Genomic DNA, 18,592 nt, shown 5'->3' with positions numbered 1-18,592 from the left:
CCAACTACGCGAGTCGATAGAGCGCGGCAGCGTTGTCGCCGAGCAATCGCTGGCGGCGCACAGGAGCCAGCCCGTCGGCCAGCTTGCGCAACTCAGCCATGTAGTTCGCGTCGTGATCACTGTGAGGGAAGTCGGTCGCCCACACGAAGCGATCGTCGCCGACGTACTCCAGCATCAACGGCAGCGTCCCTTCGTCGGGATCGGCGGAGATCCAACACTGCCGGCGCACGTAGCTGCTGGGAAGCTGTTCCAACGGCATGGTCACGCGCAGCGGTCCCTTGTACAGCGCGTCCATCCGATCCATCCAGAATCCCAGCCAGCCGGCACCCGATTCGAGCACGACAAGCTTGAGCCGCGGGAAGCGATCGAAGGTACCGAACACAAAGAACGTCGAGAACGCTTGCTGCACGGCCTGGGGGAACATGAGTTGGAGGTACCAGATGCCGGACATCACACCTTCGGGCCAAGTCAGACCGTCGAACCGGCGATGGAGATCGCGCGCCGGAGGATCAATGCCGGTGTGAATCGCAATCGGCACGTCGAGATCTTGCGCCGCCGCCCACAGCGGATCGTGCGCCGGGTGACCGTGCGGCAGACCGCTCAACGTAAAGGGCAGCACGAATGCGCCACGCGCGCCGGCGCGCACGGCGCGGTGCAACTCGGCCACAGCGCCATCGACATCGCCCAGGGACAAGTGCGCGATAGGAATGAGCCGCCCGCCACTACCGGCGCAGAATTCCTCGATCCACCGGTTGTAGGCGCGGCAATGCGCCAGCGCGTATTGCGGATCGCTGACCTCGGCTTCCCATTGCAGACCGAGACTGGGATAGAGCACCGCGTGCGAGATCCCGTCGCGATCGAGCAACGCGAGCCGCGCCGCCGGATCGGTGGCCGCCAACGGAGCGTTCTCGGCATAGCGGCCGGAGAGCGACGCTATCGCAAGCTCCTCGATGGGTTTGCCCATGCCGCCGAAGCCGCCGAGCATCTCGGGTGTGGTGAGACGCGCCGGACGGCCGTCGATTTCGAGCGCGTCGCGTCCGTCGTCACCGCGGCGAACGCGAATAGCTCGCGCGCGATAGGCCGGGTCGATGTAGCGCGCCCACACGTCGGGCGGCTCCAATACGTGTCCGTCCGCGTCGACGACCAGGTTCATGCAACTCGCCCTAGCGCAGTCGCTAGGCGGATCGCAACGGGAGCGTTGTGGTTGCTAATGCCCGGCGGCGACCGCCTCGCCCCACAATCCTCGGCCGTGCTCGCGCGCGTCGCGCTCGACGCTACGGAATTCGTCGGTCATGCGGAACGGATACTTCGTGTACGCATGGCCGTAGCCTTGGCGGATGATTTCTCGGTTCAGCATCACGTCGTCCGGCAGATACACGTAGGCGAGCGTACGGCCGTAGCGATCCTTGTGCCCCAAGTGCGCGTTGGCCTGATCGAACTCCAGCCGCACCACCTTCCCGGTCGCTATCCGCTTGGTGAAGTCCGACGCTTCCTTGCCGAAGAACTGAACCGGTTTGCGCGGATGCACGGTCTCCGGTGTATCGACTCCGATCAAGCGCACCTTCTCGTTGCCGTCGAGCACCAGCGTGTCGCCGTCGACAACGCGAGTGACCGTACGCAACCGAACGACGGCCGGTGGTGAAGCTGCGGTGTGAGCACGCGCCGAGGCCCTGTGCTCCAACATCGCCTGCTGCGAAACGAAATGTCGGTCAGCGAACTGGCCGCGATGACAATGATAGTCGCCCGTCGTCGTATCGTGGTGGCAACCATACACATCGAGCCCGCCTGGATGCGAATACACCGTGGCGGGCATGGTTAAGACAAGCAGGAGAATTGCGGCACGCGGCGTAGCGGGCATCATGCGCGGGAAGTGGAGCATCCATTGTGCCCTCGGCAGTCGAGCTACGTACCCGCATCTGCGCGGAATCGCGGCGCCACGTTGTCGTCATCGAGCCAACGTTGACGGCGGTCGACTGACGCTTACGCCTCATGCGCTGTGCTGTGCGTGCACATCTTGATTCCCGGCGATGGTTATGGGAGTCGTCACGCCAACATGGACTCGTTCGAGGCGGTCGCGCGGCAGGCGGTAGCGGAGGCGGGCGACCGGCTACGCGCGGTGTGGCGTGATCCCAAGGTGGTTCATCACAAGGGACCGGTCGATCTCGTAACCGAAACCGATCGTGAGTTGGAAGCGATCGTCGTCGGGCATTTGCGGCGCGCGTTTCCCGAGCATCGCATAGTCGCGGAAGAAGGTTCGACTGGCGCGGCGGCAGCGGCTTCGGAGGACTACATCTGGTATCTCGATCCGCTCGACGGCACCACCAATTTCGTCCACAGCTTTCCGCATTTTGCCGTCTCGCTCGGTCTCGCCCGCGGGCGCGAGCTGGTGTTTGGCATTGTCCACGACCCGATCCGCGACGAAACCTTTGTGGCCAGTCTTGGCAATGGCGCCACGCTCAACGGTCAGCCGATCCACGTCTCCACCGTCGGCGATCTTGGGCAGGCCTTGATCGGCACCGGCTTCCCGTACGATCGACGCACGCACGCCGACTACTACCTCGGCTTTGTCGACGACATGATGCGCCGTGCGCAAGGGATTCGTCGCGGCGGCTCGGCCGCGCTCGATCTCTGCTACGTTGCCTGTGGTCGCCTCGACGGCGTGTGGGAGTTCAAGCTGAGCCCATGGGACATCGCGGCCGGCGCACTTATCATCCACGAAGCGGGTGGCACGATCAGCGACTTCCGTGGCGCGCCGCTCGATCTCCACGGGAAGCAGACCGCCGCATCGAACGGCGCCATCCACGCGGCCATGGTCCAAGTACTCACGACGCGCCTCGATGGTGCGCCGCAGACGAACTGAAGGAGGTTACATGCATCCGTTAAGAGTTCTGAGGCACATAACCCCAACCGCGGCGATCATTGGGCTCGCCGGTATAGCGGTGCTGACGCTTTGGCCCGTCACTGGTTGGGCGAGGGAAGAAGCCTGCGCTCAAGACATCAAGCGGCTGTGCAAAGACACGCAGGCTGGCGCCGGCCGCATCGTCAAGTGCTTGAAGGAGCACGAGGCCGAGCTGTCAACCGAATGCAAAAGTCACTTCACAGCGGCACAGAAAGGCGAAGGCCCCTGCAAAGAGGATCGCGAGAAATTTTGCAAGGGCGTCGAGTTAGGCGGGGGCCGGGTGATGAAGTGCCTCAAGCAGCACGAAGCCGAGCTGTCAGCGGGCTGCAAAGCGCAGGGCGCGAAGGTTCCCAAGTAGTCTCACCGCGCGGGTCGGCAGCGAGCGTGTTCTCGGCCGCGCCATTGTAAGAGCACCATGCTGCGTGACGAGAAAATCCTCATCACCGGCCCCGCCAGCCAGGTGGGCTTCCCGATTGCGCGCGAATTGGTGAGGCACAATGATGTCCACGGGCTCGCGCGTTTCAGCAACGCGGCCGATCGTGCTCGACTCGAAGCCATCGGCGTGAAGTGCCTGCAAGCCGATCTAGCCAGCGACTCGTTCGCGCAGGTTCCCGACGACTTCACCTACGTGCTGAATCTCGCCGTAATGAAGAGCCGCGACGGCGACTTCGCCTCCGATCTCGCCGCCAACGCCGAGGGCACCGGACGGTTGATGTATCACTGCCGAAAAGCCAAAGCCTGGCTGCAGTGCTCGTCGGCCGGTGTCTATCAACACGCGGGGCATCGGCCGCTGAAGGAAACCGATGCCCTCGGCGACAACCACCGGGTGATGCTCCCGACATACAGCATCTGCAAGATTGCCGCGGAAACGATGGCGCGCTTCAGTGCGCGGCAATGGAATCTGCCGACGACGATCGTCCGCCTCAGCGTGCCATACGGCAACAACGGCGGCTGGCCAGCGATGCATCTCGATTGGCTGCTCGCCGGTCGACCGATCCCGCTGAATCCGGAACAGCCCAACTTGTTCAATCCGATCCACGAAGACGACATCTTCGCTCACATTCCGAAGCTACTCGCGATCGCGTCGGTGCCCGCGACGGTCCTCAACTGGGGCGGCAGTGACGCGGCGAGCATCGAGGAGTGGTGCGGCTATCTTGGTCAGCTCACCGGGCACGAACCCAAGTTCGTCACCACCGACAAAACGATCGGCAGCATCACCGTCGACCTCACGCGCATGCACGAACTCATCGGCCACACCACGGTTCACTGGCGCGACGGCCTGCGGCGAATGATCGCGGCACGCCATCCCGAGCTGACGTTGCGGAGTTGAACATGGGCGGCGCACTCGCAACCGTTTCCGGCAACTGCAATCTGGTTTGAAGGGACTAGTCCGAATGGCGAATCGTCCCGATCCCTACGAAGCGTTCGCGCGAACCTACGAGCAAGATTCGCACATCGAAGTCGCGCGCGCCTTCTTCGCCGCGGTTCGCCCACTGCTACGCCGGTCATCCTCGGAAGCGCCGATTCTCGACCTCGGTTGCGGTAGCGGGCTCGTGACATTGTCGATCGCCCAAACCGGGCGATCCGTGATCGGCGTCGATCAATCGCGTAGCATGCTGGCGCTCGCCCGCGGTCGTTGCGCGGGGTTCGATGGTCGAGTGCGGTTCCTACGGAGCGGGTTGGACGCCTTTCCAAGCGGGCTCGACTGCGCCTTGGCTGTCGCCTGTGCCGACATCGTGAATCACATATCCTCGCTTGCCTACCTCCGGCGCATGTTCACCCGAACCCGCGCCAGCCTCCTCCCCGGTGGCCTCCTGATCTTCGATGCGCTGAACCGCTTCTGCTTCGAGGCGTACTGGGCTGGTAAAACGTATCTCATGGAGGGACCGACAGGTGACCTGGTGATGGAGTGCGACTGGCAGCCACGAGCCCGTCGCGCGAGTGCACGCATGATCGCCTATGTGAAGGATGGGGCAAGGGGTTTCACCAAGCACGAGACAACGCTCTTCGAATACCTGCACGATGATAGGGAGATGAGCCGCATCCTACGGGCGGCCGGATTCCACGAGTTGTGGCGGCGCGAATGGAGTCCTTGGTCAGATCAGCACCTCGAGCCGTCCCTCGACCGCGTGCTGTGGTGCGCACGAAATGCGGGCACGCTGGAAGGCATTGGCGCAAGCGAGCTACGCGAACTCGGGTTTGAGCGAGTACGTTGATATCGAAACTGACGCCGCCGCACTTCGGCGGCGCCTCTGAGGCAGACGTAGTCTCGCCAGAGGAGGAGGGCTGGACATGACCGCGTTGGGCAGGTCACTCGATAGCTCTGGAGCAATCCAGAAAGTCGTCCTCATCACCGGCGCATCGTCAGGCATTGGTAAGGTGTGCGCCGAGCATTTGTCGGCACGCGGCTACCACGTGTTTGGCGCGCAGCGGCGAGTCCCGGCGGCTGGCGATCACCGAGCAGTGGAAATGATCGCGATGGACGTCGACGACGACCGCTCCGTGGAATTGGGCGTGCGCGGCATTGTCGAGAAGGCTGGGCATATAGACGCAGTGATCAACTGCGCCGGCAATGCGTGGATGGGTGCGATCGAGGACACGTCGATCGCGGAAGCCAAGGCGCAACTCGAAACCAACTTCTTCGGTGTCCTGCGCGTGTGCCGCGCGGTTCTGCCAGCGATGCGCCGTCAAGGTGGCGGGCATATCGTCAACATCAGCTCGCTGGCCGGCGTGCTCGGCCTGCCGTTCAGCGGACTGTACAGCGCGAGCAAGTTCGCGCTCGAAGGCATGAGCGAGAGCCTACGCCTGGAAACACGGCGGCACGGCGTGAAGGTTGTGCTCATCGAGCCCGGCGACTTTCGCAGTCAACTGGCGGTAACGCGGCGGACGGTCAACGGCACCGAGAGCAACGACACCTACCGCGCGGCGTTCGAGAAATTCAAACTCACGCAGGAAAAGGACGAGGCCGGTGCCCCAACGCCCGAACCGGTCGCGCTCTTGGTCGAGCAGATCCTGCGCAATCCGTCACCCAAGTTACGTTACAGCGTCGGCATGTTGGGACAACGCATCGTGGTGCCGTTGAAGCGACTCCTCCCGCAAGCACTGTTCGAGTGGGTGCTGTGTCGCGCCTTGGCGTTGTAGTCCCTGGCGTCGAAGTCGCGGACTGGGTCCGGCCCTGCTACGCCTTCCGACTCTGCGGTGAAGGCTGCGCTATCCTTGCTTGATCGCCACCGCTTTGATCTCGACCAGCATTGCCGGCATCGCGAGGCGTGTGACGCCAACGGCAGTCCACGCCGGCTGATGCCGCGGGAACGCCTCGCGCATCGCCTCGACCGTCGCGCCCATTTGGTCCATGTCGAGATGGAACGAACCGATCTCGACGACGTCGTCAAGCGACGCACCAGCTTCCTTCAGAACGGTCTCGATGTTGCGGAACGCTTGCCGCGCTTGCGCCGCGACATTGTCGGCAAGTTGAAACTTCGCGTCCCAGCCGCCCTGTCCCGAAACGTAGATCGTGTTGCCCACCTGCACGCCCTGCGAAAAATGGTACTGGTCGCGCAGCATTTCAGTGCCTTTGGGAACGAGGAATTTTCGTTCAGCCATTGCGTATCCTCCGATGCAGGGGGGCTTTGGTGCAACCCTACCGCAGCACGCCGACGCGAAGCAACGGTGGGCGAGGACGCAATCAAATCGGCAAGGATATCGGCGCGAACGCTACGAACCTGCGGGTGGCCCGCTGAGCGACGTCAGCATGATGCCAGTCTCGTCGATGTACAGATGGTGGAGCCCCGACTCGGTCGGCGTGGCGCGACCCCACCAGTGATCGGTCGCCGTAGCCCCAGACTCAATCGTGAACAAGTAGGGTACGTTTGTGGGAGGACGGATTCGGATCAAGCCCTGTAGCTGCGTGTCGGCGTCGGCATAGTGGTTGTTGGTATCAATGTACAATTCCTGGCCAGCCACCCAGCTCCGAATGTAGCCCATGGACACCGCTTCGTATGCCCGGCGGCGGTACGACCCGAAGGCCGAGATGGCCATCGCGCTCAAAATTCCGATGAGGGCGACAGTCACCAGCAGTTCGAGTAACGTGAACCCACGTTCCGATCGCATCGCCTGCATTCGCTCTTGACGCAGCATTTGTCCCTCTCCGTCACAGTCGATCTGTGCAATGCATGTACCACAATTCTAGTTCGGTACGCCACAGGTCACCGTTACGCAATCACCGCTCAACTGACAATTCTCGGCAAGCCAGCGCTACAAGAATGAACAGGGGCAAGCACTCGGCCTATGGTCTTCTGCTCCGTACAATCGCTGACGGATGGGCAATTGGATGAGCAAAGCGGCTAACTCATAGGTCGCGGCATCTGCCGTGGCAATCACCCAGGCCGATGGCTGCGCCCACCTGGATCACGCAACCGGCCTGATGGTATTCGACGACTGATCGGAGGAACCCTGGGCAAACCTTGGGTTGACCGCGGCGTTCCTGCTTGCGAAAGAGCATGCATGGACATTACCAACCTGAGCGGGAAGACCGTGTTGGTCACCGGCGCCGGGAGCGGCATCGGCAAGGCCACTGCGCTCGCGTTCGCGCGCCGCGGCGCTAGCCTGGTCATCTGCGACGTCAACGAAGCGAATCTCGCGGAGAGCGAGCAACGGATCCGTGCGCTCGGGGGTGACGTGTTCGCGCGCCGCGTCGACGTCGCCAGTCGCGAGGCCATGAGCGAGTTTGCCGACGCGGTGCACGCCCGGGTCGACGCGCTCGATATCCTGATGAACAACGCCGGGGTCGGCCTCGGCGCGGGATTCCTCGATACGAGCCTTGACGACTGGGAATGGATCGTCGGGATCAACTTGCGCGGCGTGATCTACGGCTGCCACTTCTTCTTGCCGAAGATGGTGGCGCGTGGCCGCGGCGGTCATGTTATCAACGTCGCCTCGGCAGCGGCGTTCGCGGCGACCGAAGCGCTCTCGGCGTATAGCACCACGAAGTTCGCGGTGCTCGGGTTGTCGGAGGCGTTGCGCGCCGAGTTGACCCGGTACCGCATCGGCGTCACTGCGATCTGTCCAGGCATCATCAACACCGCGATTACCACCACGTCACCGATGCGCGGCATCGCGGCCAAGCCGGAGTTCCGCCGCGCGATGGTCGCGACGTATCAGCGCCGCAACTACACCCCCGAACGTGTCGCAGCGAACATTCTCAAAGCCGTGCAACGCAACCGTGCGGTCGCCCCAGTATCGCCCGAAGCGTGGTTCATCTACTTTCTGAAGCGGTTCTTGCCCGGTGTCGTCGCCTGGATCAGCCGCACCACCGGCGCGCGCGCCCGCCGGCAGTTCGAAACCGTGTGAGCGCCCGGAGTCGCGCGACGAATGGCCCTCATCACCGACTACGATATCCACTTGCTCGCTGAGGGCACGCACTACCGCAGCTACGAAAAGCTCGGCGCGCACCTCGATGAAATCGACGGCCAACATGGTACGCGCTTCGCCGTGTGGGCGCCCAACGCGGCGAGCGTGGCGGTAGTCGGCGACTTCAACGGCTGGAATGCCGTGCGACACCCGATGACGTTGCGTCACCAAGAGGCCGGCATTTGGGAGTGCTTCATCGCGGCGGTCGGCGCCGGCACGCTCTACAAGTACGCGATCGCTTCGCAACGTAACGGCTATCGCGTGCAGAAGGCCGACCCCTACGCGTTCACCAGTGAAATCCGGCCCGGCACGGCGTCGCGTGTGTGGGATCTCGCCGGCTACACCTGGAGCGACGACGATTGGATGAACGCGCGGCGCACCGCCGATCCGACTCGATCGCCGATGGCCACCTACGAAGTCCACCTCGGCTCGTGGATGCGCGTACCCGAGGAAAGCAACCGCTGGCTGACGTATCGCGAAGCCGCGCCCAAGCTGGCGCAGTACGTCAACGAAATGGGCTACACCCACGTCGAGTTTCTTCCGCTCACCGAGCATCCGTTCGACGGCTCGTGGGGCTATCAGACCATCGGCTACTTCGCCCCCACCAGTCGGTTCGGCACGCCGCAAGATTTCATGTTCTTGATCGACACGCTGCACCAGCGCGGCATCGGCGTCATCATGGACTGGGTGCCGGCACACTTTCCCAGCGACGAGCACGGACTCGCCTACTTCGACGGCACTCACTTGTACGAACACGCCGACCCGCGCCAGGGCAAGCACCGCGAGTGGGACACGCTGATCTTCAACTACGGGCGCTGGGAAGTGGTCAACTTTCTGATCAGCAATGCGCTGTTCTGGCTCGACGTCTATCACATCGACGGGTTGCGCGTGGACGCGGTGGCGTCGATGCTCTACCTCGACTACTCGCGTCAGATCGGTGATTGGATCCCCAACCAGTTCGGCGGCCGCGAGAATCTCGAGTCGGTCGCGTTCTTGCGCCGCTTCAACGAGCGCGTCTACGCCGAGCACGCGGGAGGAGTGACGATCGCGGAAGAGTCGACCTCATGGCCGATGGTGTCGCGGCCGACGTATCTCGGTGGCCTCGGCTTCGGCTTCAAATGGGACATGGGCTGGATGAACGACACGCTGAAGTACTTCAGTCGCGACCCCGTTCATCGCAAGTTCCACCACAACGATCTCACCTTTCGGCAGCTCTACGCCTTCACGGAAAATTTCGTGCTGCCGCTGTCGCACGACGAAGTCGTCTACGGCAAGCGCTCATTGCTCGACAAGATGCCGGGCGACGCGTGGCAGAAGTTCGCCAACCTCCGGCTGCTGCTCGGCGGCCTGTATACGCAGCCGGGCAAGAAACTGGTGTTCATGGGCGGCGACTTCGGCCAATGGCGGGAATGGAATCACGACAGCAGCCTCGATTGGCATCTGCTCGACGCCGCGCCGCATCGCGGCGTGCAACGCTGGGTGCGCGACCTCAACACCTTTTATCGCGGCGAGCCGGCACTGCACGAACTCGACTGCGATCCCATCGGCTTCGAGTGGATCGATTGCCACGAAAGCGACGATAGCACGCTCAGCTATCTCCGCCGCGGGGCGTCGGCCACTGACGTCGCCGTCATCGCGTGCAACTTCACACCGATCCCGCGGCACGACTACATGATCGGCGTTCCGCACGGCGGCCATTGGCGCGAACGGCTCAACAGCGACGCCGAGATCTACGGCGGCAGCAATCTGGGAAACGCCGGCGGTGTCGAGGCCGAATCGGTACCAGCCCACGCGCGCCCGTACTCGCTGCGCATCACCCTCCCGCCGTTGGCGATGGTGGTGTTCCAAACGTAGGGCTGAGCATTTCCATTGACTCGCTCGCGTCGCCTTACTACTAGCAGCGCTCGCTGGCGTGCGGCCAGCGCATCATCATCAACACGCGGAGGCATGCAATCATGGGTCTACTCGACGGGAAAGTTGCGGTCGTCACTGGCGCCGGCCAAGGGCTTGGCCGCGAACATTCATTGGCGCTCGCCAAAGAGGGGGCGAAGGTTGTTGTCAACGACATTGGCACCTCGGTGGCCGGCGAAGGGAAGGATCAGACGCCGGCGCAGAAGGTCGTCGACGAGATCAAAGCCGCTGGCGGCAATGCGGCCGCGAACTATGAAGACATCGCCACCTGGGACGGCGCGCGCCGCACCATCGACCAGGCGTACGACACGTTCGGACGGCTCGACATCGTCGTCAACAACGCCGGCGTGCTGCGCGACCGCATGAACTTCAACATGGCCGAAGACGAGTTCGATCTGGTGCTGCGCGTCCATTGCAAAGGCCACTTCGCGATGACGCGTCACGCCTGCGTGCGCTGGCGCGAGCAGGCGAAGAAGGGCAGCAGCGTGTACGGCCGGGTGATCAATACGTCGTCGGAAGCAGGTCTGATGGGCTCGGCCGGCAACAGCAACTATGCGATGGCGAAGGCGGCGATTGCGGCGTTGACGATCAGCATCGCGCGCGAGATGGGCAAGTACGGCGTGACGTGCAACTACATCGCGCCGCGCGCCCGCACCCGCATGACCGACACGATGCCGAATCACGATATGTTCGCCAAGCCCGAGAGCGGCTTCGACGTGTTCCATCCAGCGTGGCCGGCGCAACTCGTCACCTTCCTCGCCAGCGAGCAAGCCGGCGACATCAACGGCCAAGGCTTTATCGTGTGGGGCGGTGAGGTCGCGCTGGTGAAGGGCTGGCATCAGGTCGCGCAAATCAGCAAACCCGGCGACGCCCTCAGCGCGCGCGATCTGATCGCGCGCAAGGACGAACTGTTCGGCAAGCTCTCGCGGCAGCCGGAATATATGTAGAAACGGTCCCTAGTTTCTGGTTCGTGGTCCCTGGTCTCTGATTCGCGGTGGGGCTAGTATCAGCGACCAGAAACCACAAACCAAGGACCACAAACCAACGACCACAAACCAGGAGCGAAATGGCGGTAGACGTACCCGCGGCCCGTGTCGGCTTGATGAAGTTCGTCGCCAAGAAGGGCGGCTCGATTCCGATGCGCGAGTTGCACACGCATAGCCTGGTCTTCTACCAAGCGGGGCACCAGGCGTTCTCGCAACTCATGGAAGGGCTCGTCGCTGACGAACTGGTCGTATTCGCCGGCGACGCGTTTGTCCTCACCGACAAAGGCCGCGAGTTTCTGAGCAGCCAGTCGTGACCACGGCTTGGTACTTCGCCTACGGCTCGAACATGCAGAGCGCCACGCTGCGCGGGCGCCGCGGTGTCCAGTTCCATCGCGCGCTACCGGCGCGCGCGCCGGGCTGGCGGCTGGTGTTGGACAAGCCACCGCTGTTCTCCAGCGGCAACTCGTTCGCCAATATCGTTCCGGATCCCGCGGCGGAAACCCTCGGCGTCGCGTTCGAAGTCGCCGAGGACGACCTCCCTCATATCGATCTGACGGAAGGCGTGCTGATCGGCAACTACGAGCGCGTCGCGACGACGGTGTTCCCCTTGCGTGCGCCCCGGAGCGCTCCGACGAATGCGCTGGCCGCGTTCACGCTGAGTTCGGAGCGCCGGGATCCGACGCTGCAACCGTCGACGCGCTACATGAGTATGTTGATCGAAGGCGCCATCGAGCATGGCCTCCCCGATGACTACGTCGCGTTCCTGCGCACAATTCCCGCGTGCGCCGAGAGTGAAGAACTACAGCGCCTGCGACCGATGATCGACGAGGCCATGCGCAGCTTGCGCCGTTGATCGCCCGGCGAGCCGCTTGTAGTATCCCGCAGCGACAGAGGATGGACTCATGCCTGACACCAACTCGATCACGACGCATCTCGACCGCATTCACCGCGACGGCTTCACCATCATCGAGCACGCTATCGAGCCGCAACTGATCGATGACCTTGTCGCCGACCTCGACCGGCTGGAGCGGCAGCTCAACGTCAAGCCGGCCAACAATCCGTTTGAGGGCAGCAAGACGGTGCGGATTTACAACCTGCTCGTCCACGGCGCGGCCTTCGAACGCATCCCGGCGCACGAGAGCGTGTTGCCGATCGTCGAGGGCGTACTCGATCCCGGTTGTTTGATCTCGTCGCTGTCGTCGATCGCGATCTGTGGCGGTGAGATCACACAGCCGATCCATGCCGACGATCAACTGCTGCCGATCGCCAAGCCGCATGTGCCGACGGTGTGCAACACGATGTGGGCGCTCACCGATTTCACCGAGATCAACGGCGCGACGCGCGTGATTCCCGGTTCGCATTTGTCGGATCACTCGCCGACGTTCGGGGAGGTTTACGAGTCGATCCCGGCGGAGATGCCGAAGGGTAGCGTGCTGGTCTGGCATGGCAGCCTGTGGCACGGCGGCGGCGCCAATCGCACCGATCAGCGCCGCATCGGCATCGCGATGAACTACTGCGCCGGCTACATCCGCCAGCAAGAGAATCAGCAACTCGGCATTCCGCGCGAGATCGCCGCCGGCTTTTCGCCGCGTCTGCGCGAGTTGGTAGGCTACAGCATCTACAACGGCCTGATCGGTCACATCGACAAGACCAACCCGGTGGCGTTACTCGGCGATGCCGGCGGCACACGCCTGGTGTGGGACGTGTAAGGTTGCGAGGCGTCGAGCGCACCCACCAGGTCGACCGTGGATCGATGGACGCCCGCGGTGAAGAGCGGTGACGATGTCGCTCCACCTCCTCACCGCCGTCAGTACCACTTGCATCGTGCTGAGCGGAGTCAGCCTACTGATCGGCTGGTACTTCATTCGCTTCCAGCGTGACATGCCGCGCCATCGCACGTGCATGCTGACGGCGACCGCCTTTGCCGGGTTGTTTCTCGTCGCCTATGTCACGCGTTGGTCGCTGTATGGATCGAAGCTGTTTGCCGGCACCGGCGCCTGGCGCGCCGTCTACTTCGCAAATCTCGTTCCGCACGTGATCCTGGCGATGGCGGTGGGGCCGATGGCGCTGCGTCTGATCTACCTCGCGCTGAAGAAGCGCGACTTCGTCGCGCATCGCCGGCTGGCGCGCATCACCTTGCCGATCTGGCTCTACGTTGCCGCCAGCGGCTGGCTGATTTACTATTTGCTGTACCAGAAGACGTACTGACTCGATGCCGAGCGCGGCGCGCTCACAGGAGGAACGTCAGATGAGCACCACCGGAAAGCCTAGTCCGCTGCTGCGGGCAAACGCGATCACTGAACTGACGGCGTTTGTGTTCAACCATCCGCTCAACCCGAACTCGGAAATTCATCTGCGCTCGTTGAGCACGATGACCGGCCTGCAACGCGTCGGCATCAGCATCGGCCGCGTCCCGCCGGAGAAGGAATCGTTCGTCTACCACTTCCACCACACCGAAGAGGAGTTCATCTACATCCTCTCCGGGCGAGGCATCGCCGAGATCGGCGACGAAGAGTTCGAAGTTGGCCCGGGTGACTTCATGGGTTTCACCGCGCCGTCGGTTGGCCACAACCTGCGCAATCCCTTCGACCAGGATCTCGTCTACTTGATGGGCGGCGAGCATCGCGACATGGAGATCGGCGAGTTTCCGCGCCATCGCAAGCGACTGATCCGCAGTCGCGATCAGTTTCACCTGGCGGACGACAACGACCTGAAGGTGTTCTTCGAGTAGGCGGGGCCCGACTTCCAACATTTGATGTCCGCCGGACGGTGGTACCGTTGGGTCGGTCACCGCGTCCGTACGCTCAGCGCTTCGAGCCGTCGCGATGGTGAAAACGGCACCCAGCGCGGCGCGTCGACGAGCGTGAGAGGAGGATTTCTCGATGCCAATTCGAGCAACAACTCCTGCGCTTCGATTCGGGCGAGGGCGGCGCCGACGCAGAAATGCATGCCGCGACCGAACGCGAGCTGAGCGCTCGCATCCCGGCTCGGGTCGAACCGATCGGGGTCGAGAAAGCGCCGTGGATCGCGGTTCGCCGAGATAATCTGCAGGAGCACACGACTCCCCGCTGAAATCTCGACGTCGCCGATACGCAACGCTTCGGTGGCAACCCGCGGTACACCCATGAGTGGCGACTCGAACCGCAGCACCTCTTCGACAACATCACCGACGCCGCTCGCATCCGCGCGCAACCGGTCGAAGACATCGGGGTGGCGGAGCACGACCCAGGTCGCGATGGTGAGGAAGCTGCGCACCGAGTCGTGACCGCCGATGAGCAGACTCATGACCACGTTCGCCAGTTCGTTGGAGGTGAGTCGCTGTCCATCTGCCTCGGCAGCGATGAGCGCATCCAAGAGCGAGTTGCGTGGCGCAGATCGGCAACGAGCGGCGAGCGCCCCGATGTATTCGTGCAGATTGGCTGCCGCCTGCTGCGCCTCGTCCGACGGCACGGGCGACGCGGAACCGCTCGTTAGCTGTGTGGTCCAAGCGGAGAACTGCGAGATGTCCTCGTCCGGAATTCCGAGGATGCGACAGATCACGTGCACCGTTAGTTCATCGGCGACCGTGCGTTGAAAGTCGACGACTTCGCCGTACGGTAAGGACCGGAGCAACCGCTGCGTAATGTCACGAATCGCCGGGCGCGCTTCTTCGATGCGCCGCGGCGTGAAGGCGGTGATCACCAGACGCCGCAAGCGGGCGTGCGTGGCGCCCTGCTGATTGGCGAGGAAGCCGCTGAACACGCGCCCAAGCGCGCCATCGGCGAGACCGCCGTAATCGCTGGTCAGCCGCCGGTCGCCGAGCAACGCTTCAACATCGCCGTAGCGCAAAACCAGCCACGCCGAGAATCCACGCAGCCACGCCAGCGGATGGTGCTCGCGCGCCACACGCAACGCCGTGTGCGGATCCTGCCAGAAATCCAGCTCGCTGCCTTCGAACTCCATCGGCGCGTGTTGGGCTGCGCTTTGGGCATCAACCTGGTCAGTCATCGCTGCGCGCCTTCCTCGCCGCCAAGCCCTCTGCGGGTCGCTGCTGCCGCAAGCTCCGTACGCGTGCGCACGTCGAGCTTGGTGTAGACGTGAACGAGATGCGTTTTGATCGTCGCCAGACTGACGAAGAGTTTGGCGGCGATATCGCGGTTCGGCAGCCCGGCGGCGACCAGCTCGACGACGCGTTGCTCGGACGGCGTCAGACTGTCCCAGCCGTGATCGGGGCGGCCGCGCTCACCGCGTCCGCGCTGCGCGTACTCGGCGGCCTCTTCAAGCGACAGGCGCGCACCTTCCTCGATGCGCGCCGGATCGAGCTGTGCACGGATCGCCTCGATCGCCCGCCGCTCGTACGCATGACGCAGCCGGTAGCCCGTGCGCTGTCGAAACGCTTCCGCGGCACCGAGGAGCCGGCCAGCCAAGGCCATGTCTCCGCTGTCGACAGCCAGGATCGTGAGCGCTTCGAGCGCGTCCGTCGTTACCAGGCCCAGCTCATGCTTCACCGCGCGCTGCAGTGCCGCGTGCGCGCGTGCCTGAGCCGCTGGCGCGTTGCCGCGCTCGCGCTCAGTGTAGGCGCGCGTCAAGCCGGAGCCGGCGATGATGATGTGCAGCTCAGTGCCCTCACCGCCGCGTTCCACTTCGTCGAGCAGCGCCTCGGCCGCCGCCAGATCACCACTGCCCAGCTCGACCTCGGCGTGGCAGCAGAGCAGGAAGAGTTTCTGGTTGGGCAATGGGTCGACCGCGACACCGCGGCGAAAGGAGCGCCGCGCCTCGGCGACGTTGCCGTCGAGCACGGCGAGGCTCGCCACGGCCCACCACTTGGCCCCTTCGAAGACTCCCGTCACATTGCTGCGCTCGACGACGGCCAACGCCGTCTGCGCGAGCTCTCTATCTTCAGTGAGGTACGCCACCAGGGCGGCGGCGGGGCCAATCCCGATTTCGTGCGGCTTCTCGAAGTGGAGACGGAGAGCTGCTACGGCGTCATCAAAGGCGCCGTCGTAGGTGTTCGCGACTGCGCAAGCAACGACAAGCAAGAAGGTCATGGGAGAGTCCGCCGGTAAGTGGCGCTCCAACCAGGCCAGCAGCGGCAGCGCGTTGGCGCGGTCGCCGATCTGCGTCAGCAACATGGCCAAGTTGGCGACGGAACCGATCTCCAGGTTCCGGCTACCGCAGGCACGGGCGTCGTCAAGCGCTCGGCGTAGGCCTTCGATCCCTTCACGCCGGCCACCGAAGGCTGGGAACATTGACGCAGCCGACTCGATGAAACCGCGAATCTTGGGCGGCAGCACCTTGGTTTCGTCGTCGAGCGCTCGACGTGCCGCAGGCAGCCACGCAAGGTCCGCGGCGAAGACCAGGGGAAGGGCAACCGGAGCCAGCGCCTCGAGCCACGACGCCGATCCCTCCGCGCAGGTGCCGAGCGCTCGCCCCGCGATGGCGCGCACCTCCTGATACGCGCGGCGATAGATCCAATGCTCACGCAGCGGATAGAGCAGCGGCACTGCCAACCGCCGTTGCGGTGCGAGTGACCACTCCAGGGCGGCGAGGAGATCGGGTACCTCGGAAGCGATCTCTTCAAGGCCGCCCATGGTGGCGGGCTGCATATCGAGGGCCCAGCTCTCGGCGCGGTGCACGAACCACGCGAGGTGACGGTCGCGAACCTCCGCGAGCTCGCCGGCGTCGGCGGCGCGTTCGAGGGCATACTGGCGCAGCGTTTCGAGCAGCCGGTAGCGATCGCCGGCGTGCTGCACAAGGCTCTTATCGACCAGGCGCGCTAGGACGTCGAAGACCACGAGGCGGTCGAGTTCGTCGTCGGCTGCCACCGCCTCCGCGGCTTCGAGTGTAAACGACGAGACGAAGATGCCAAGGCGGCGGAAGAGCGTGCGCTCCTCGTCGTCCATGAGGTCGTGGCTCCACTCCACCGACGCCAACAAGGTGCGCTGCCGCGCCATCGCCGTGCGAGCGCCGCCAGTGAGCAACCGGAAGCGATCATCTAAACCTTCGGCGAGACGGTCGAGGGACAGTGCGCGCACGCGGGCTGCTGCCAGCTCTAGCGCCAGCGGGATGCCATCGAGTCGCCGGCAGATGCGGCTGACCTGTACGGCATTGGTAGCATCGAGTGCAAAGTCAGACCGAGCGGCATGGGCGCGCTCGACAAACAGGCGGATGGCGTCAAAGTGCGCCAGTTGCGCGGCATCACACTCACCTTCCGCCGGCAGGGCCAGCGAAGGAATGCGCCACGTAACTTCGCCGGCCACACCGAGCGGTTCGCGGCTGGTGGTCAGGAGCGTAACGCCCTTGGCGGCGCGCACGATGCTGTCGGCGAGATGCGCGCAGGCGGCGAGCAAGTGCTCGCAGTTGTCGAAGACGATCAGCATCTCGGCGGTGGCCAGATGCTGAGTCAGCACGTCTACCACCGAAGCCCCGGGAACTTCTTGAGCACCGCAGGCGTTGGCCACGGCGCCGGCGACCTGTGTGTCATCTGACAGGCGGGCCAACTCGACCCACGCGACGCCGTCGATCCAACCGGCGGCGAGGTCTTCAGCAACTGCGTGGGTCAACCGCGTCTTGCCCGATCCACCTGCGCCGGTGATGGTGACAAGCCGTGCGCTCGCGAGAAGGTCGGCGACCTCGCGCCGCTCGCGCTCGCGGCCGACGAGCGGCGTCGGCCACAGCGGCAGACTCTGCCGCGGCACCACCCGCAAGGGAGACCCGCTCGGAGCCAGGTCGGCGTGGCGGAGCTGATACACGCGCTCGGGAAGATCGAAGCCGTCGAGGGTGACGGTATGCACCTCGATCAGCGTACTCCCGTCTGGCACGTGTCCTTGCGTCAGCGCCGCGGTGGCGTTTGAGACCAGAACATGGCCGCCGCGGGCGAGCCCGCGAATGCGCGCACAACGGATGATCGATTCTCCCCCGTAGGTGGAGTCATCACGCAACTCCGCCTCACCGGTGTGCACGGCCATGCGAACGCGGACGGTCGCTCCATCGGGCCACGGCTCGGCATGCAGCATTTGCTGCGCTTCAAGCGCCGCCGCCAACGCGTCGCTCGATCGCGCGAAGGCGGCAACGATCGAGTCGCCCTCCCCTTGCTCGATCGGTCGCACCCCACCGTGGCGCTCGACGGCCGCGGCGATCAGCTCCGCCTGGCGGGCCATCAACGCGGCGGCATGCGGCACCTCGCGCCAGAGTCGAGTCGAAGCCTCAACGTCCGTCAGCAAGAACGTGACGATGCCCATCGGCAGGCCCGGTCTGTGTCCTGCTGCATCCGACATGGTCGAGATCGTAGTCGATCGAAACCGCCAGTACATCAACCGGAGGGTTGATTTCCCTGGGCTGCGTCCGGATCTCGACCAAAGCGATGGCATAATTGACATCATCATCATTAATTGATATCGACATCAGT

The 18,592-nt window shown here is 64.0% G+C and carries 19 protein-coding genes; 13 read left to right on the top strand and 6 right to left on the bottom strand.

Annotation, left to right across the window (positions count from 1 at the left end):
• Positions 1 to 4 precede the first annotated feature (4 nt).
• Both HYR72_12130 and HYR72_12125 read right to left on the bottom strand, forming a co-directional pair.
• On the bottom strand, positions 5 to 1,153 hold the full coding sequence (locus HYR72_12130; GenBank protein MBI1815722.1) for an amidohydrolase family protein: 1,149 nt from the start codon (positions 1,151 to 1,153) through the stop codon (positions 5 to 7).
• A 54-nt stretch (positions 1,154 to 1,207) separates the two neighbouring features.
• Complete coding sequence (locus tag HYR72_12125; GenBank protein ID MBI1815721.1) at positions 1,208 to 1,879, bottom strand: thermonuclease family protein; 672 nt, start codon at positions 1,877 to 1,879, stop codon at positions 1,208 to 1,210.
• Between the two features lie 126 nt (positions 1,880 to 2,005).
• Here HYR72_12125 and HYR72_12120 point away from each other — a divergent pair, with 126 nt between their 5' ends.
• From HYR72_12120 to HYR72_12100, 5 genes are all read left to right on the top strand, one after another.
• Positions 2,006 to 2,860: an inositol monophosphatase gene (locus tag HYR72_12120; GenBank protein MBI1815720.1), complete on the top strand. Its 855-nt coding sequence runs from the start codon at positions 2,006 to 2,008 to the stop codon at positions 2,858 to 2,860.
• Between the two features lie 10 nt (positions 2,861 to 2,870).
• Entirely contained in the window at positions 2,871 to 3,257 is a 387-nt protein-coding gene (locus HYR72_12115; GenBank protein MBI1815719.1) for a hypothetical protein, read from the top strand.
• Between the two features lie 60 nt (positions 3,258 to 3,317).
• Positions 3,318 to 4,229 (top strand): NAD(P)-dependent oxidoreductase, encoded by a 912-nt coding sequence (locus tag HYR72_12110; protein MBI1815718.1) that lies wholly within the window; start codon positions 3,318 to 3,320, stop codon positions 4,227 to 4,229.
• 64 nt (positions 4,230 to 4,293) lie between these two features.
• The gene (locus HYR72_12105) at positions 4,294 to 5,115 is read left to right on the top strand and encodes a class I SAM-dependent methyltransferase (GenBank protein MBI1815717.1); all 822 of its coding nucleotides are present in this window, start codon (positions 4,294 to 4,296) and stop codon (positions 5,113 to 5,115) included.
• Between the two features lie 76 nt (positions 5,116 to 5,191).
• Positions 5,192 to 6,040 carry an SDR family NAD(P)-dependent oxidoreductase gene (locus HYR72_12100; GenBank protein ID MBI1815716.1) on the top strand — a complete coding sequence of 283 codons (849 nt, stop codon included), beginning with the start codon at positions 5,192 to 5,194 and terminating at the stop codon, positions 6,038 to 6,040.
• Positions 6,041 to 6,109: 69 nt separating this feature from the next.
• Here the strand turns inward: HYR72_12100 and HYR72_12095 are convergent, their stop codons facing one another.
• Positions 6,110 to 6,502 carry a RidA family protein gene (locus HYR72_12095; protein ID MBI1815715.1) on the bottom strand — a complete coding sequence of 131 codons (393 nt, stop codon included), beginning with the start codon at positions 6,500 to 6,502 and terminating at the stop codon, positions 6,110 to 6,112.
• Between the two features lie 111 nt (positions 6,503 to 6,613).
• The gene (locus tag HYR72_12090; protein MBI1815714.1) at positions 6,614 to 7,036 is read right to left on the bottom strand and encodes a type II secretion system protein; all 423 of its coding nucleotides are present in this window, start codon (positions 7,034 to 7,036) and stop codon (positions 6,614 to 6,616) included.
• A 366-nt stretch (positions 7,037 to 7,402) separates the two neighbouring features.
• Here HYR72_12090 and HYR72_12085 point away from each other — a divergent pair, with 366 nt between their 5' ends.
• The 8 genes from HYR72_12085 (at position 7,403) to HYR72_12050 (ending at position 13,936) form a co-directional block, all read left to right on the top strand.
• Positions 7,403 to 8,248 carry an SDR family NAD(P)-dependent oxidoreductase gene (locus HYR72_12085; GenBank protein ID MBI1815713.1) on the top strand — a complete coding sequence of 282 codons (846 nt, stop codon included), beginning with the start codon at positions 7,403 to 7,405 and terminating at the stop codon, positions 8,246 to 8,248.
• A gap of 21 nt (positions 8,249 to 8,269) precedes the next feature.
• Entirely contained in the window at positions 8,270 to 10,162 is a 1,893-nt protein-coding gene (gene glgB / locus HYR72_12080; protein ID MBI1815712.1) for a 1,4-alpha-glucan branching protein GlgB, read from the top strand.
• Positions 10,163 to 10,263: 101 nt separating this feature from the next.
• The gene (locus HYR72_12075) at positions 10,264 to 11,166 is read left to right on the top strand and encodes an SDR family NAD(P)-dependent oxidoreductase (GenBank protein MBI1815711.1); all 903 of its coding nucleotides are present in this window, start codon (positions 10,264 to 10,266) and stop codon (positions 11,164 to 11,166) included.
• A gap of 119 nt (positions 11,167 to 11,285) precedes the next feature.
• Positions 11,286 to 11,519 (top strand): hypothetical protein, encoded by a 234-nt coding sequence (locus HYR72_12070; GenBank protein MBI1815710.1) that lies wholly within the window; start codon positions 11,286 to 11,288, stop codon positions 11,517 to 11,519.
• Positions 11,516 to 12,058, top strand: a complete 543-nt coding sequence (locus HYR72_12065) for a gamma-glutamylcyclotransferase (GenBank protein ID MBI1815709.1) — start codon at positions 11,516 to 11,518, stop codon at positions 12,056 to 12,058. The genes HYR72_12070 and HYR72_12065 overlap by 4 nt, the downstream gene beginning before the upstream one ends.
• Positions 12,059 to 12,107: 49 nt before the next feature.
• Positions 12,108 to 12,914 (top strand): phytanoyl-CoA dioxygenase family protein, encoded by an 807-nt coding sequence (locus tag HYR72_12060; GenBank protein MBI1815708.1) that lies wholly within the window; start codon positions 12,108 to 12,110, stop codon positions 12,912 to 12,914.
• 73 nt (positions 12,915 to 12,987) lie between these two features.
• Positions 12,988 to 13,413 (top strand): DUF420 domain-containing protein, encoded by a 426-nt coding sequence (locus tag HYR72_12055; protein MBI1815707.1) that lies wholly within the window; start codon positions 12,988 to 12,990, stop codon positions 13,411 to 13,413.
• Between the two features lie 40 nt (positions 13,414 to 13,453).
• Positions 13,454 to 13,936 (top strand): cupin domain-containing protein, encoded by a 483-nt coding sequence (locus HYR72_12050; protein MBI1815706.1) that lies wholly within the window; start codon positions 13,454 to 13,456, stop codon positions 13,934 to 13,936.
• Positions 13,937 to 13,992: 56 nt separating this feature from the next.
• Here HYR72_12050 and HYR72_12045 read toward each other — a convergent pair whose 3' ends face one another.
• Positions 13,993 to 15,192, bottom strand: coding sequence for a cytochrome P450 (locus HYR72_12045; GenBank protein ID MBI1815705.1), 1,200 nt, complete (start codon positions 15,190 to 15,192; stop codon positions 13,993 to 13,995).
• Positions 15,189 to 18,461: a hypothetical protein gene (locus tag HYR72_12040; GenBank protein MBI1815704.1), complete on the bottom strand. Its 3,273-nt coding sequence runs from the start codon at positions 18,459 to 18,461 to the stop codon at positions 15,189 to 15,191. The genes HYR72_12045 and HYR72_12040 overlap by 4 nt, the downstream gene beginning before the upstream one ends.
• Between the last annotated feature and the right edge of the window lie 131 nt (positions 18,462 to 18,592).

The organism is Deltaproteobacteria bacterium, from assembly GCA_016178705.1.
Classification (GTDB): Bacteria; Desulfobacterota; Binatia; order HRBIN30; family JACQVA1; genus JACOST01.
Note: the sequence above shows the minus strand (reverse complement) of the source record. Positions and strands in the feature narration are given on the sequence as shown.